The 15,357-nt window shown below is 45.1% G+C and carries 13 protein-coding genes; 9 read left to right on the top strand and 4 right to left on the bottom strand.

Annotation, left to right across the window (positions count from 1 at the left end; all coding sequences use genetic code 11):
• Positions 1-25 precede the first annotated feature (25 nt).
• On the bottom strand, positions 26-226 hold the full coding sequence (locus QMG93_RS09680; RefSeq protein WP_281935797.1) for a hypothetical protein: 201 nt from the start codon (positions 224-226) through the stop codon (positions 26-28).
• A gap of 1,179 nt (positions 227-1,405) precedes the next feature.
• Here QMG93_RS09680 and QMG93_RS09685 point away from each other — a divergent pair.
• Complete coding sequence (locus QMG93_RS09685) at positions 1,406-2,629, top strand: sensor histidine kinase (RefSeq protein ID WP_281935798.1); 1,224 nt, start codon at positions 1,406-1,408, stop codon at positions 2,627-2,629.
• A 74-nt stretch (positions 2,630-2,703) separates the two neighbouring features.
• On the opposite strand, the gene QMG93_RS09690 is transcribed toward QMG93_RS09685, so the two are convergent.
• Complete coding sequence (locus tag QMG93_RS09690) at positions 2,704-3,123, bottom strand: GNAT family N-acetyltransferase (protein ID WP_281935799.1); 420 nt, start codon at positions 3,121-3,123, stop codon at positions 2,704-2,706.
• Positions 3,124-3,329: 206 nt separating this feature from the next.
• Between QMG93_RS09690 and QMG93_RS09695 the strand changes: the two genes are divergently transcribed.
• The 5 genes from QMG93_RS09695 to QMG93_RS09715 all read left to right on the top strand — a co-directional run bounded on the left by QMG93_RS09695 (position 3,330) and on the right by QMG93_RS09715 (position 7,698).
• Positions 3,330-3,683, top strand: a complete 354-nt coding sequence (locus tag QMG93_RS09695) for a hypothetical protein (protein WP_281935800.1) — start codon at positions 3,330-3,332, stop codon at positions 3,681-3,683.
• A 216-nt stretch (positions 3,684-3,899) separates the two neighbouring features.
• Positions 3,900-4,628: an ATP-grasp domain-containing protein gene (locus tag QMG93_RS09700; protein WP_281935802.1), complete on the top strand. Its 729-nt coding sequence runs from the start codon at positions 3,900-3,902 to the stop codon at positions 4,626-4,628.
• 75 nt (positions 4,629-4,703) lie between these two features.
• Positions 4,704-5,555, top strand: a complete 852-nt coding sequence (locus QMG93_RS09705; protein ID WP_281935804.1) for a barstar family protein — start codon at positions 4,704-4,706, stop codon at positions 5,553-5,555.
• A 277-nt stretch (positions 5,556-5,832) separates the two neighbouring features.
• Positions 5,833-6,753, top strand: coding sequence for a hypothetical protein (locus tag QMG93_RS09710; RefSeq protein WP_281935805.1), 921 nt, complete (start codon positions 5,833-5,835; stop codon positions 6,751-6,753).
• Between the two features lie 441 nt (positions 6,754-7,194).
• A complete protein-coding gene (locus QMG93_RS09715) occupies positions 7,195-7,698 on the top strand; it encodes a hypothetical protein (RefSeq protein ID WP_281935807.1) in 504 nt (167 codons plus the stop codon).
• 171 nt (positions 7,699-7,869) lie between these two features.
• Here the strand turns inward: QMG93_RS09715 and QMG93_RS09720 are convergent, their stop codons facing one another.
• Positions 7,870-8,472: a hypothetical protein gene (locus tag QMG93_RS09720; protein ID WP_281935808.1), complete on the bottom strand. Its 603-nt coding sequence runs from the start codon at positions 8,470-8,472 to the stop codon at positions 7,870-7,872.
• A gap of 66 nt (positions 8,473-8,538) precedes the next feature.
• On the opposite strand from QMG93_RS09720, the gene QMG93_RS09725 reads away from it, so the two are divergent.
• A complete protein-coding gene (locus QMG93_RS09725; RefSeq protein ID WP_281935810.1) occupies positions 8,539-9,249 on the top strand; it encodes a hypothetical protein in 711 nt (236 codons plus the stop codon).
• Between the two features lie 41 nt (positions 9,250-9,290).
• A complete protein-coding gene (locus tag QMG93_RS09730; protein WP_281935812.1) occupies positions 9,291-11,804 on the top strand; it encodes an SEL1-like repeat protein in 2,514 nt (837 codons plus the stop codon).
• Between the two features lie 63 nt (positions 11,805-11,867).
• On the opposite strand, the gene QMG93_RS09735 is transcribed toward QMG93_RS09730, so the two are convergent.
• A complete protein-coding gene (locus QMG93_RS09735) occupies positions 11,868-14,099 on the bottom strand; it encodes a helix-turn-helix domain-containing protein (protein ID WP_281935814.1) in 2,232 nt (743 codons plus the stop codon).
• A 261-nt stretch (positions 14,100-14,360) separates the two neighbouring features.
• Here QMG93_RS09735 and QMG93_RS09740 point away from each other — a divergent pair, with 261 nt between their 5' ends.
• Positions 14,361-15,350, top strand: a complete 990-nt coding sequence (locus QMG93_RS09740; RefSeq protein ID WP_413789279.1) for an ABC transporter permease — start codon at positions 14,361-14,363, stop codon at positions 15,348-15,350.
• Positions 15,351-15,357 lie beyond the last annotated feature (7 nt).

The raw sequence follows: 15,357 nt of genomic DNA on the forward strand, positions 1-15,357 counted from the left end.
TTATTTGGTAAAATAATACTTGGTTTTACATCCAATCTCCTCCTAGTAACTTCAATAATTTTACTCTGGATTGTACTGGTTGTGAAAAAGTCCTAATTGTTGCATAGGTTTCTTCTATAGATAGTGGAAGATTTTTAGAAAAAAGGTTTACACTTTCCCGGATATCAATAATTTTTAAATTATAAACGACTTGATGTAGCTCTGGAGTCAATTGAATCGTTATCATGCGTACTCCCCTTATATGGCATATTCGTTAAAAAGAAGTATATCAAGAAAATTTACGAAAAGTAAGCATGTAGGAGAAATTTTCATGGGGAAAAAAATACAGTGTCTTTTGGTGTTAATCTTCATTGGATTACAGATTTGGTGCTCCTCTGTTACATTCAACTCTCCTTATTTAGGTATTTATCTTGGGCTGAACCAAGAAAGCGAATGGGTTGTTACAGAATTGGCCGAGGAAGGTGCTAGTAATAATCTGGACATTCAACTTGGGGATGTTATTAAAAAAGTAGATGGACTTCTTCCAGATCAAAATACAATAATCACCAATTGGAGCGCTGTAGAACAAGTACATAACATTGTACTATCTAGAGACGGATGGGAACATGAGATTTTTATTAGCGATGAAGATCTCTTCACTTATACGATTCTTCCGTTGTTAGAGGAAGGTTTATGTTTATTTATGGCGGGACTGCTTTTCTTGAAAATGCGTCGTTCGCCATCGGCCAAGCTGCTTGCTGTTGTCTTTCTAACTTGCGGAATTATATATATGTGTCAAGGGGCGTCTGTTAGAGGAGACACTATAGGCAAAATCCTAATGGGTACCTTTATGGTGCTACTTCCAATGGTTTTTTATCATTTTCTAGTTGTATTTTTTGAAGAAAAAGGAAGTGTTAGATTACCTGATTGGATTTTAAAGTATTTATATTCAATCGTGGGGATTGTATTTTTAATAAAACTTCTATATTTTTATCCCCCCATGGCACCAAAGATTTATGCATATGATGCCTCTGTTGTCATGAGCTTTTTTATCGCAGGATTTTTTACTAACATTACCATACTAACTTTCTTGTATCTTAAAGTTCGCAAGGAAAAATCATATTTGTTAAGTATTGTAAGAAATGTATGGCTCTCTTTGCTTATTTCGTTCTTACCGGCGATATCTTTATCGTTTCTTCCTTATTTGCTCGTCGGTACTCAATTTGTCAATGGCTTATATACAAGCTCGTTCATTTTATTTTTCCCGATCTCGTTCGCATATTTGATTGCCTCAAATCAACTATACGATATCGGTTTGGTGCTTCGGCGCTTTGGTTTTGCCTGTCTGCTTGCCCTTGTACCATCGGGGTTATTTACGGCAATCTTCGCATTCCTATTTCAGAATCTTGCCGATGAGAAGCAGATTTTGTTTGTTTTCGCGGGCTCCGTTGCCATGATTTCCTTCGTTCTGTACTCAGTTGAATATTTTACAACAAGACTTGAAGCGTTTTTATTTCCGAGAAAGTTCAGACTGCGTACCGCTTTGAAGAAAATTTCCAAAAATCTCGGGGTCATCTCAAGCTTTCGCGAACTGAAGGACATTGTGCTTGTCGACATTGTTCAGACGCTCGAAGTAATGGGCGGAGCCATTGTATTTCGGTACGAGCATGATACCGAGATCATCGCCGAAGGGGATATCGATGCGGCAGAGATTAAGCATTTGCTCCAATCATCGGCTTTGTCCGAGCACCCACTGTATACCTGTATCGAGATTCACCGGCATGAAGAATATACCAGCTATTTGGTCATCACGCGGAATAAAGCGAACACCTTGCTGGGTAAAGAAGAAATTCAATGGCTGCATTTGATTACCTCGTACCTGGAAGTCAGCCTGGAGAATGTTCATTTAATTCGCAAGCTGACTGCGAAGATGCAGCTTCTTGCCTCGCAGCTTCCGAACGAGCATTCGGCGCAGGATATTCAGTGGTTCAGAAAAGTCATGTTCGAATTGCAGGAAGAGGAGCGGCTGCGGATTGCGGCCGATCTGCACGATACGACGATGCAGGATTTGTTTTTCCTCAAACGGAGATTCATTTCTTTGCTGGACAAATATGCGATGAATAAAGAAGATAAAGAGCATCTGAACAACATCGTCAATTTCGTAGAGATGATCAACAACAGCCTGCGCCAGAGCTGCTTCGAATTGAACCCGTTTCTGCTGAAGGAAATCGGGCTAATCGAAACGGTAAGGTCGTATCTCGATAAGGAAGCGTACCACGCGCCGTTCGTGCTCAAGTTCAAGGAGGAGAGGTCGTCCGCCATCGAAGCAAAGGACTTGACGACGAAGAAGCATATTTTCCGAATCATTCAGGAACTGCTTAACAACGCGAAAAAACATTCGCAAGCTTCGCATGTAACGTTTACGATGACGGTCGCGGATCGTGCTTTTGTATTAACTTATGAGGATAATGGCGTCGGGTTCAATAGTACGGAAGCGCGCCGTATGGAGATTGGATCTTCCGGGATGGGCGTAGAGCAGATGAAGGGCCGCGTCTTGCATTTGAACGGGCAACTGCAGCTCGATTCGCGAGAGGGCGCCGGGACGAAGCTGGTCGTGACGATCCCGATCTGGGAGACGATGTCCGTGTGAATGGGAAGAGCAACGAAACCCGCCGGAACGGCAGTATTTGTCCGTTGGCGGGTTTTTGTTGTTTTATTTCCATACTATTTATCTACTACTAAGAACATCCCTGTCATGCCGGGCGAATGGTCTTGGAATCCGAATTTTTCATAAAATTCGTCTTTTCCATGCGAGGCGAATAGACCGACAAAACCAGCTCCAGAGCAACTATCTTTTATATAGTTCAGTAGTTTCTCGATGATTTGCTGGCCTATTCCCATATTCTGATACTCCGGTAATACAGCTACGTCTTGTATATAATAGTACATTGCTCCATCGCCAACAATCCGTCCCATACCGATTACGTTTCCATCGCTTATTGCAACTAAACAATACACAGAATTAGCAATGGATTGCTCGGTCATCTCTATATTGACTTTTCCCCAACCAACCGCCTCCCATAATGTTTTATGTTCCAGAACAGTGGGGGGACGTTCGATGATTTCGTATAGTTTACTTGACATATTTATCCACCTATATCTTTAGAGTTGGTGGCCGCTTGTATATGAACCACCTTATATTACTTGAGTTTTCCGATTGTGAACTCCATGTTTTCACGCTCCCTTCCATATTCCAAGTATATTTCTTATGCTTGAATTAAACAACGATGCAGAAAACGGGATGATAGGACTAAATAAATTATTTTATGCCAAGGATGCGGGATGATGAAATGAAGCTTAAAGGAAGTAAAACAGAACAGGACTTTAGAGTTCGATTGATTAATTCACATAAATCTTTATTTCAAGATCCTTCAAATGAAAGACTTTTAAATGTTTTGCGGAATTCGTTGCCCGAAATGAAGACGGCTTATTTTATAGGACACGTACCTGAGCAAGGAGAAGATTTTTACAGACTTCTAATTAATACGGATACTATCGCATTAATTGAATTAGATCGGTATAACTTCGATGCCAAGCCTATTGTTGATACAATCCCTCTACGAGATTATGTCAAAGGACTTAGTAAAATGAATCAAATAAAAATGGCTGTTGCTCTTGATTTAGCACAAAGAGACTTGGAATAGACAATGATTTAATACCCTTGATTGGTTCAGGCCTCTCGAGGTTTCTTTTTGAGCAGGGGATTACCTGATGCTGAATGAAAGGGACTTTCAATTATGTCTTGGATTCTATCTTCTGTTTTTCTACCTTTTTCGACTTCTGTCTTATAAAAGATGTGGTATAATTTTACTATTGAAACAACTCGAAAATTTATCTTGGACATGAATGTAGGTGCTCTAATGAAGATATATATAAGAAAAAATTTTGACAACGAAATTGCAAGCCATAATTTTTACGCAGCCTATGACGGATTTAAACAAATGGGACTTGAAATTAGTTATTTCAAAGATATAGCAGAATTATCTGATAGTAACAAAGAAGATATCGTTGTTAGCTATGTTGACGATGTTAGAAAAGCACTTTTTAAACATAATATAATTACACCTGAAATTGACTATCCAGAAGAATTAAAGAATTACCTAGGGAGAAAGGTTTGGAATTCCAAACTAAGCATAATCGCGAACAACCCCGAGAACTGGAATGTATTCATAAAGCCAGTAGAGGATAAAAAGTTTACAGGAGTAGTAGTCAGAAGTACTAAGGATTTAATCGGCTGTGGTACATTTGGTGAAGATCCAGAGATATTATGTTCGGAGGTTGTGAATTTTGTAGCAGAATGGAGATGTTTTGTTAGATACGGAAGGATTTTAGACATTCGAAGATATAGAGGCGACTGGAGAGTACAATACGATCATAAAGTGGTTGAAGATGTTGTCGCAGAATACAAAACTGCCCCTAAAGGATATGCAGTAGATTTTGGTTTAACAGATAAAGGGCAAACCCTATTAATAGAGGTTAATGACGGATATTCATTAGGATACTATGGATTATTTTCTCTGGATTATGCAAAGTTATTATCGGCCAGATGGGCTGAGTTGACCAATACAATAGATGAGTGTGATTTCTAATGAAAACGGAGTTCATGGGATTGCTGTATTTGGAAGGCTCGTATATGGAAATTTAAACCGGGAGATAAAGTAAAGTTGAACTATTCCATTATTGATGATGACAGTGACTTAACAATCGGATATTGCAGTGAAATCGTAGGTCTGAGCGGAAAGATCTATGAAGATGAGGATCATTTGTATCATAAAATCCAATGTAAACAGTTTGTTTTTTGCAACGAGTTTAAGGAATATCTTATAAGAAAAAAACAATCGATGAATAGATGTGTGTATGTCTGTATTCTCGATAATGACAAGAATCCCATAGGGAGCTATACATTCCACATATATGATGAAATTTATTATCATAAAATCGGATTTCCAGAGGATTTCCTGGATATTCAATTCAAAGGCTCTTTAGAATCGTTTGCAAATCGTACGGAAATAGAAATTTGGAACAAGTGGAGAATATCTCCTCCCGTACATATCAATGAATGGGCCGTTCTAGATTTACCAGAGAGGAGAGCATGGCTAAAAGCTGTCAAAAACTATAATCTGACTACACGAGAATGGAATAGATCTAGTGAAAAAGAGAACTTCTTTTTAGATGGAACATACGTGACGGATTATCCCTCCTTCTTTTGCGCAATGGGAGAAGCGATCAATGGCCCAGGAGGCTATTTTGGTTTTGATCTACCCTCGTTGGATGATTGCTTATTTGGGGGATTTGGTACTACCGGACCGTTCACTCTTATATGGAAGAATTACGGTGTCGCTCAAGAGTACTTAGATAAACATTCATGGAGGAAGCAAGTTAATTATAGACGACGGTTTATAAATAAACTTGTATACGAACCAGAGTTTTATTTTGAAGAACGGGCTAATAGGCCACTTATAGAGGCTCTTGTGGAAACACTAGAATACAGAGGTGTAAAAATAGTATTTGATTAATAGATTTTATGGGCCAGCGCCTTTATTCAGATAAAAGAAAGGAATATGGAGCATTTTATTGGAGCCGCGCTAAGGGAGTATTTTAAGTTGGACATAACAGATAAATTTATTCGCGCTTTACTAATTCTAATAACCATGTTCGTATTACGCTCTATTAATGAGTATCTCTTGTCCAATAATATAATTACTCCGAAACAATCCAAATTTTTGATATTTGTTTTACTTATATTGCTTATTATTCTAGTAGCAATCTCGATTTTGGACGGTGATCATTCCAATGCAAAAAATTAGTAGACAAAGAACAATAGAAGGGACTCGTATCCCGGGTATTATTAAAAATGTGCAGTATTACTATATAAATCTTGATGTATACGAAGATGGGATGATTAATTGTTGGGAATTAGTTGATTTAAACGGGCTCAAAGAAAAATTAGACATCAATTGGCTTGTTCCAAATGTCCCGAATGGAGAAATTCTATCGATATTTGGGTTAGGAGCATATAAAGTTAAATCAGCAAAATGGAATTATGACAAAAAAAGTTATTATAGGCACATAAAGAATACAATAGAAAAGCTAAATCCTAAAATGAGTAATATTTATACTATTTCAAAACACGAAAAGGAATTATTGGAAAAAAGGAAAGTTACATACTCACCCGAAGCAAAAGATTTTTATGTGAAAAGTGAAATGTTTTATCAAACAATTGATGGTAAAGAGTTCACGATCTTTATGAAGAACAAGGACATCAATTATTTGGTAAATTTAGTGGTTTATAAAGATGGGCGAGTGACTTGTTATAATTCGAGTTTTGAATGTAATTATGATTTATCTGAATTAGAACAATTGTTTAGAAATGGAACGTTCTTCACAGATTTCAATACTCCAACTGAAATTGTTTTGGATAATTTTGCGAAAGTAACGCTTGAAAAGGGGCTTTATGCAACGAAACAAGAAGAAAAGTATAAGGAACTAATGGATTTATACTCTAAACTGAATGACAAGAAATCATCATTAGAAAAATGTAGAGAAGCCTATTATAGATATCTTGAATATCCTTCTGACTATTCTAGGAAGAAACTTAAGGAACTGTACGAGCTTATTCCAGAGCATGAAAGAAGATACTTAGGTGATATGGATAATAAAGATTCAGATTATGTAAGAATCATTTATCGTCCTGAACATAAAAGAGAGGTTTAGACCGAACGAACTTCCTTGTGCTCGGGCCTTTCTGCTTCTATAGTGCTCCCCTAAATCTTAAAAATCGCTTAAATGGGATACTAAGCGAACGAAGGTAGCTTCAAGCAAAAACTGAAAAAGGAATTAAAACCAACTCTGAACGTTTTATGATCATTGCCAGGTTATAGGGGGCAATAGGACAGAGCGTCTTTCAGTTAACCTTAGTTCGCAGTATTCCGGACTAAGGTTATTTTAGTTTTTTCACTGTATCCGATGTGTGTCTGAATTTACATAAAATAGAACATGAATATGTCCGATATATATTAAGTTCAAGGCTCGGCAAAATGGGGCGGAAGTCTAATGTGAGGGATGATTCGTGTTAATAATACAAGCAATCGTTCTACTATTATTATCAATAGGATTTTTATTTTTTCCTAAATATATGAAGTCAAAGGAGAACCCATGCGAAAAACTAAATTGATCCTGATATCCGCTGCTTTAATTTTAGCGGCATATCTTTGCGTTCAAGAATTACCGGTTAAACATGCGGTATCCGCTGAGTTTGGTTACATCCCTAAAGGCGAGCTTCCTTTAGGTGAAATTGAGATCATTTCCGAGCATTCGGATGGATCGGGAGCCGATTGGAAAATACTAGGCTACAATAATCATTTATTTCCTTCCGCTAACGGCTACATGTATGTTGAAGGCGCAAATCCGATGGATGAGCTAAGCGAGTTTTTAACTATTTATGATCATGGGTCGTCAGGAGATAAGAAAAATCGATTTATCCTTAAGGGAGTGTTAGAGAAACGGGAAGGTCCCCGTTATCGCGAGTCCAACGAAAATTTGGTTCTTGTTTCCAAGGGGTGGGAGATTCTTTATCCGATTCGTGGAAGAGATGTTTTTAGACCTTTGGCTTCCGTATCCTATCTGTCGAAATGGGATTATAAGGACTCCAGCCGATAAGGGATACGGTTGAGGTGACCCAAAGAAAGCAGAGTAACCTTCGAAAGGCTACTCTGCTTACCAGTTCGTACTCATTCTCAACTTAACAATATCTTCCGGAAACTTCTTGTATGAAAATCGAGCCGATGTTGTTTTCGTTGCGGCGGTTGTCTGCATGGCTTGTTACTTCTCCTATTCCGGTCGCAATAAAGAACGCTTCCTGTTCGGAAAGGGGGGGGCTTCCAGCTCGGTGTGTCCTTCGTTATCGAATCTCTGTATCATCGTTTCCTGGTATCGCTCGAATTCGGCTTTTCGTGTTGCCAGATATACGAGGTCTTCGGGATAACCGAAGCTTTTTAAACGATCGGCTGCTCCTGCGCGGCAACCAGTTTCGGCGGCGGAACTTCCGCCTCCGATGCTGCCGCTGGCTTCGGTTTTTCCGATGCTGCCGGAGGTTGAGCTGGCGCTAGGGGAGTAGCTTGCGTCGCCATCTGGGTCGTTGTTCCTGATTCTATAGGCGCAGACGAAGTGACAGTCGTCGTTAATTTGCACCCCGAGCATAAAGCCAGTACCGATGCGATCATAGCCAGCTTGCGTAAAAATACGTTTTTCATGCTTCTCTCCGCCAACTTTTTCTAAAATCTGTATCCAACATGCACAATAGTACCAGTATATAGCGAAATGGTGTGCGGAAATAGGCTTTTCAGAAAAAATTCCAGTCCGCCAAGCTGTAGTGAAGAGTGGTTTTCTCTGGAAGAAAGCAGGTTGAGTTTGGTAATTTTGCAGGATTCCCATAAAATGCATTCCAAGGTAAGCTGGTAACTACAGAAGCTTAATTTCGCATGAATTTTGGGGAGAACAATGACGAAAAAGATCGAAACGGTAGTAACCAAGCAGAGAAAGACTTTTAAAGATTATGTGCATCTGACCATTACGGAAGGACCGCAGGTCTATATCCTGAATGTCATTAAAGGCCGGTTGTATCCCGATAAAAAGACGATGAATCCGACCTATGAGCCGTATCCCGCCAAGCAGGAAGCCGTCGACCGGTTAAATGTACTGGCTGATGAGTTGAGAGCCAAAGGCTTCGCCGAAGAACCGACGGACGTCTTGTTTCAGATCAAGGAAAAAGAGCTGTACGTGTTCGATAAAGCGAAGTGGTATTATGAAGGGGACTTTCCGCAAGAACTGGACGTATTTCAAGCTTATGTCCCGACCGGCATGTTCGTGGCGTGGGTGATCAAAAACGATTTGCTCCGTAAGCCAAGCCGGAAACGGGATCTGCCGGATATCGAGCTGGTGAAACGGGATGAAATGACAGGCGCCCAGTTTTTTCGCACAAACTGGGATGGCGTGCTGACCTCGAATGAACTGTCGGACGAAGCGGATGCGTTTGCGCGCGAATACTTGAATATCCATAACGATATTTATACGGCTACGGATTTCGCGAAAATATTGGCCGCCGGCCTGCCGACGATCTACCATGTGGAGGATACGATCGAGAATTACCGGATCATCGAGCCGGTCATTTCGGAACGCTACCGCGTCTGGAAGCGCGACAAACATACATAACGAAAGCTGTCCGCAGAGGCAGTCTACTAAGGAGAGCAGCGATGTCGCACAGAGTCTATTTATATAATGTCAGCACCGCTTCGGAAGCGCGGGATGACGATACGATGATGATGGAATGGGGCTATGAAATGCCCCTATTGTTACAGCCTCTCTTGGTCGACGGAGGGTTTATCGACGGCAATAATTATAACAACCATACGGAGCCTGACAACGCGGGGCTGTATTACAATGCCCGTGCAGGAATCGAAAACTTGAAACAGTTTTACGAGTTCCTGGAGAAGCAGGAAGGGCTGATTGCAGACAAAGCAGCCTTTGCCGAAGCGAAAATGAAGCTTATGAACTATCTCGAAAAATTAAACCTTACGTATTTCCATCTGGATGCTTGGGACGTATTCAATATGGACGATATCCCCCATGCCGAGCAGGCGGAAACATGGCGGGCGAATATTGCCCACAACAACGAGATCATCACCAAGGCGATGGACAACGATGACATTTCGCTGCTGCGCTATTCCGAATTCATGGATGTTAGCCCCGGCTTTACTTCGTTCGAAGAGCTGCTCAATTACCCGAATTACGAATACGGCTGGGCGTCGATTTGGGAGCCTTATGAAGACGAGACGGATGTGGAAATTTTTGAGGAAAACGGCTTGTGGGGCCTGAAAGATAAGGATGGCAGCATCCTGCTCATCCCGCAGTTTGACGAATTTTACGATTTCAGCTGCGAAGATCTCGCCGTGGTCTCCCGGGCCGGCAAATTCGGCTATGTACATAAGTCCGGGAAAATCGTCATCCCGCTCGTATGGGACGATGCTTTCGATTTTGAATACGGTACGGTTTCCGCCATTGTCAAACGGGACGATAAATTCGGACTTATCAATCTCGAAGGCCGGACGGTGACGCCGACCGAGTACGAGAGCTTGGAAGCGCTGGCCGGCATTTTTTTTACCGGGAAAAAAGACGGCGGCTGGGGCGTGCTGGATCAATCCGGCTCCGTCATCGTACCCTTCAAGCATGAAGAGGCCTTCCAGTTCGGCGGGGAGTTCTACCATACGGCAGTGAAAGGGAGAAAAAACCGCAAAATCTTCAACGAATCTTGGAGCTATATCGGAGACTTTCCGTTAACTGCGGTGGAGCCGATCGGCGAGGGGCTTATTCTGGTCAAGCCGCACAAGGATGCCAATCACCACACCTTGTACAAAAAAGACGGCACCGTCTGCGTGTCGGGCTTCGATAAGCTGAACCGGCAAACCCATTTCCCGAATCTGCTTATCCTGCGCAAAGGTAAAAAGCACGGTGCCTTCGGCAAGCGGCAGGAAAGCCTGCTGCTGCCTTATGAATACGATGCTCTGATCGATTTGCAAGCCGTCGTTGATTCCATGTCGAGCAACCTGGTGCTGGCGCAAAAGGACGGGCAAAAAGGTATTTTTAACGGGGACCCGGACGAGCCTTCGTGGTTATTTCCTTTGGACGATTACGAGGACATCATGTGGCTGCATGAGGGTGCCTTCGCGTTGAAGCGCAACGGGTTATGGAGCATCGCCTATTCGCCCGAAAAGCGGCTGAGCGACTATGAATTCGATCTTGTAGCGCGGAAAGCGCCGATTGACGGTTTTGCTTATGCCTTTAAAGGCTCTGAAGTTTATACGGTAGGGCAATACGGGCTAGCGAGGGCCGATAAAGCCGAGGTGCTGGAGGATGCCGAGGATACTTATTATAACTATTATTTTGATGCCGACGTACGCAAGCGCCTGCTGGCTTATGCCAAAGCGGGCAGCCCCGATCCCGGCGGCGTAGACGAATATACGTCCGTAGAAGTTTTGTACAGCCTGGGCGTGCTGGCCTATGACTCAGGCGATTATGACAAAGCGATCGAATACGATACCCTGGCGGCCGAGAAAGGCTATGCCCCCTCGATGAATAACCTAGCGCAGATGTATTATACGGAGGAAGGCTATATCGATAATGATAAAGCCTTTTACTGGTACGAGAAGGGGGCAGCGGCAGGTAATCTCTATGCGATGAACGGTCTGGGCTGTTGCTACCAGCAAGGCATTGGGACGGACCCCGATGCGGACAAGGCGCTGTACTGGTTTGGCCAAGCCGTAGAGCAAGGTCTTGGGCTGGCCCACAACAATCTGGGCTCCGTCTATTTTGAGGGGGAACTGGTGCCGCAGGATTTGGATAAAGCGCTCTGGCATTATGAGCAGGGCGAAGCCTTGGGCTCGCCGAATTTTGGGTGGCTTGGTTACTTGTACGATTATCAAGGGAATCACGAAAAGGCGCTGTATTATTACCGTCAGGCTTACGAAGCGGGCAGCAATGTGGGGGCCTATAACTTAGGAATCGTATACAGTCAAGGCTTGGGTGCAGCCAAAGATCCCGCCGCGGCTATCGGTTATTTTAACGTCGCTTTGGAAAGAGATTACCCGCATGCCCATATCGAGCTGGCTCGAATCTACCGGAACGAAAAGGAATTCGCGGATGAGAGCTTGGCGAAATACCATGTTCAACAGGCCGAGAGGGCCGGATTGGATATCCCGGACGACCTCTGACATGAAAATCCGGCCGCTTTCGCAGGCGCCATTGCCCGGAAGGCGGCCGGAACCCCGGCTCGCCTACATCTGCGTCCCCGACCGCCGGTACTCGCTCGGCGTAACGCCGGTAATCTTCTTGAACATCCGGTTGAACGAGTTCATGTTCTGGTAACCGACCTGCCCGGCGACATCCTGAATGCGCAGATCGGTCTGCCGCAGCAGTTCTTTCGCCTTGCCGATGCGCACATCGTTCACAAAATCGAGGAAGTTGATGCCTGTTTTTTCTTTAAAATAAGTGGACAAGTATCCTCCCGTAATGTTGAGCCAAGAGGCGACGAGATCCAGCGTAATATCTTCCGTATATCGCTCCGTCACATAAGCGGTCGCTCCGGTAATAATCGGGTCGGCCGCTTCCTTTTTATTGTTGACGCGCCGGCAGGCTTCGCCGATCATCGCTTCGAAATAACGGTCCAGCTTGGAGACGGTATGGAGCTGCTCAGGCTCAAGGTCCGTTAATTTTGCGCTGTCCAGCCCCATGCCATGCAGCAGCCGGGTCGTTTTGTGCGTAATTTCGCGGGCAAACTCGCGGTAGGCGAGTGCGTCGGCCTTTCTTTTCTCCATCTGCCCCATGAGGCGCCGCAATACCTGCAGCACGTTCGCGGCGTTCCCCGCCTGCAAGTTCGCTTTAATTTCCTGCATCAGCGCATCGGGCACAACGAACGGCTCTTGCGGGATGCTCGGGGCTTCAAGCACGACCGTCTCGTCGTCGAACGGCCGGTGGCGGATCATCTCCAGCGCCTCTTCGTAGGCGTCGGTCAGGTCAGCGGTGTGTGCATGCAGCGGGCTGACGGCAATCGTGACGAAACAGTAGGCTTTGTCCGTGCTCAGCACGCCAACGATGCCGTCCAGCGTCGTGCGCAAGCGGTCTTCTTCTCCCGGCTCAGGATGCACGATCGATAAAATCTGGTTTCGCTCGATTTGGAACGTGAGCGACCCTTCCAGCTCCTTCGTGACGACATGGTTGATGTATTCGCGAATGTACGAGGCGGCACGTTCCTCTTCCGCTTGAATTTCCGTGTGAAACGGGTGATTGAACGAGAGATGGAACAGAACGACCTGAAACGGCTTTTGTTCGCCTAATTGATCCGCACCGGTGACCGGCAGCCCGCGGATTTTTTTCAGCTTGTTCATATAGCTGTGATAGCGCAGCAGCGCATGCTTCTCCTCCAGATCCTGATGCCGCAAATGCCGCTGTTGGAGCAAAAAGCCAATATTGCCGCGAATGAGCTCGAATTCGTTGTCGTGCCGGGGCACGGTGTCCTGCTCGTTCAAGCTTTTGATCGAGTCGACGATGCGCTGGACCGGATTGTTGAACCGGACGGTGAACAAGACGGATACCGTGACACTGGCCGCGATGGCGACGAGCAGTACGGCGACGAAGGTCAGATTCAGCTTGATCAATTGGGACGAAATATGGCCGTCCGGCACGAGATTCACATAGGTGAATCCGGTTTTCGGTCCGGTGGTGTAGAAGAAGTACTGGTTATCCGCCTTCACCCAATCTTGTCCCGGGGGCAGAGCAGGCAGAGGCTCATCGGCTGCAGAGCCCGAAGCGAACAGCAGACGGCCGCTTGCGTCCAAGACGTAAAAGTTGTCGTTGACCGAGCGATGGAACGCTTGAAACATCCGGTCCGCATCGACAAAAGCCAGCATCATGAAATCCGGATAAAACCGGCTTTTGACCAGCATGGGCCAGACCGGACCGGTCGTATCGCCCGGCGAGTCGTTTCTCAGGTAGGAAGCAGCCGGATAGATCGTCATCGGGCTAGCCTGCTCGAATTGCTTTTTCCAGAAGGTATAGGTATATACGGGATTGACGTAATATTCGGTGAACATGGATTCGGGGCTCGCGCCTCGCGATTTTTCTAACAAAAGCGAATGCTTAACGTCGTACACGAACAGATTGTTCAAGTACAGCGCCTGATTCGATACGGTGTTGCTGAGATAGTCCGTCACCTTGTTGGCCGCCACGTAATCGAGATAAGGCTTGCTGTTCAGCTCCTGCAGCCGCGGGTTCAGGTACAAATTCAGCATCGTATTCTCCAGCAGCTCAAAATGCTGCTCGAAATCGTTTGTCGTGTTCGTGAGATTGACCGTGTTATATTTTATGATTTCATCGCGAAGGCTTTGCCGGAAAACTCCATAGGTCAGAAGCTCGAAGATGACCAGTAGAACGATCACCCCAAGAAAGCTGAGCAACAGCTTAAAGAAGACGGAACGCGCTTTCATTTTGATGCGGAGGATGCTTGGCAAAGGCGGTTTTCTCCCTTCGTGCAGTGGCTCGGATGCAAATATGTCTGTTTTTCGAATGCTTCACTGATTTACGAAAATCCCGAAAACTGTGATAAAACGGCAATAGCGACGGTTTTCGGAGACGAATTCTCACTATATTATAACATTACAACCCCGGGATGGGGGCAGGCCCATAAGTCTCAAAATAGACTGGAAGCGGTTCCAAGATAACGGATGCGAACCTGCCGCTAGTCTCAATGAAACCGAGAAAGGAGTTTTCTTATGGAAACGGAATTCACAGCCAAGGCATCGCCCGATCCGGGCTCTTCCCGCATGACAGCGGAGTCCTTATCGGGCAGCTCGCGCCGGCAACTGCTGTTGACCCGGATGTGGAAAGAGCGTTACTTGTATCTGCTGCTGTTCCCGGGCCTAGTGTATTTTATCGTATACAAGTACTTGCCCATGGCCGGAAATATGATGGCTTTTCAAGATTATAGCGCATTTCAAGGCTTCTGGGGCAGCGAGTGGGTCGGACTGAAGCACTTTGAACGCATCTTCCAGGACAAGGAAGTGCTGCGGGTGCTCTGGAACACGCTGTACTTGTCCTTGCTGCAAATTGCCTTCGCCTTTCCGGTGCCGATCGTACTCGCCGTGATGCTCAACGAGGTGCGCCGCGAATGGTTCAAGCGCCTCATTCAATCGATCGTCTACCTGCCGCACTTCATTTCTTGGGTCGTCGTGATCGGCATGGTCACGGTGTTCCTCCAGTCCGAAGGCCTGGTGAACAAGCTGCTGCACGTATTGTTCGGTATCGGACCCGTTGCCTTCCTGCAAGAGCCGGGCTGGTTCATGCCTCTCGTCGTGCTCGAAGTGATCTGGAAGGAATCCGGCTGGGGCACGATCCTCTTCCTCGCGGCACTGGCCGCCGTAGATCCGAGCCAGTATGAAGCAGCCGTCATCGACGGGGCCAACCGCTGGCGGCAAATCTGGCACATTACGCTGCCTGCGATTCGCAGCACGATTGTGATTTTGCTTATTTTGCGGCTCGGCAGCGTGCTCGATTCGGGCTTCGAACAGATTTTCCTGATGCTCAACCCGTTCAACAAATCGGTGGGCGACGTGCTCGACACGTATGTGTACGTCAAGGGCCTGACCGAATCCGACTACAGCTTCGCCACCGCGGTCGGTTTGTTCAAATCCCTCGTCGGCCTGCTGCTGATTATCGGGGCGAACCGTCTGGCTAAACGCTTCGGCGAAGAAGGCGTGTTCTAATCTTACC

The organism is Paenibacillus tyrphae, assembly GCF_027925525.1.
GTDB classification, from domain to species: domain Bacteria; phylum Bacillota; class Bacilli; order Paenibacillales; family NBRC-103111; genus Paenibacillus_G; species Paenibacillus_G tyrfis_B.

Coding starts and splice junctions, on each gene's coding strand:
- QMG93_RS09725 (WP_281935810.1), top strand. CDS start 8,539: ATGACGAAAAAGATCGAAACGGTAGTAACCAAGCAGAGAAAGACTTTT.
- QMG93_RS09715 (WP_281935807.1), top strand. CDS start 7,195: ATGCGAAAAACTAAATTGATCCTGATATCCGCTGCTTTAATTTTAGCG.
- QMG93_RS09730 (WP_281935812.1), top strand. CDS start 9,291: ATGTCGCACAGAGTCTATTTATATAATGTCAGCACCGCTTCGGAAGCG.
- QMG93_RS09680 (WP_281935797.1), bottom strand. CDS start 226: ATGATAACGATTCAATTGACTCCAGAGCTACATCAAGTCGTTTATAAT.
- QMG93_RS09710 (WP_281935805.1), top strand. CDS start 5,833: ATGCAAAAAATTAGTAGACAAAGAACAATAGAAGGGACTCGTATCCCG.
- QMG93_RS09700 (WP_281935802.1), top strand. CDS start 3,900: ATGAAGATATATATAAGAAAAAATTTTGACAACGAAATTGCAAGCCAT.
- QMG93_RS09720 (WP_281935808.1), bottom strand. CDS start 8,472: ATGGGAATCCTGCAAAATTACCAAACTCAACCTGCTTTCTTCCAGAGA.
- QMG93_RS09740 (WP_413789279.1), top strand. CDS start 14,361: ATGGAAACGGAATTCACAGCCAAGGCATCGCCCGATCCGGGCTCTTCC.
- QMG93_RS09690 (WP_281935799.1), bottom strand. CDS start 3,123: ATGTCAAGTAAACTATACGAAATCATCGAACGTCCCCCCACTGTTCTG.
- QMG93_RS09695 (WP_281935800.1), top strand. CDS start 3,330: ATGAAGCTTAAAGGAAGTAAAACAGAACAGGACTTTAGAGTTCGATTG.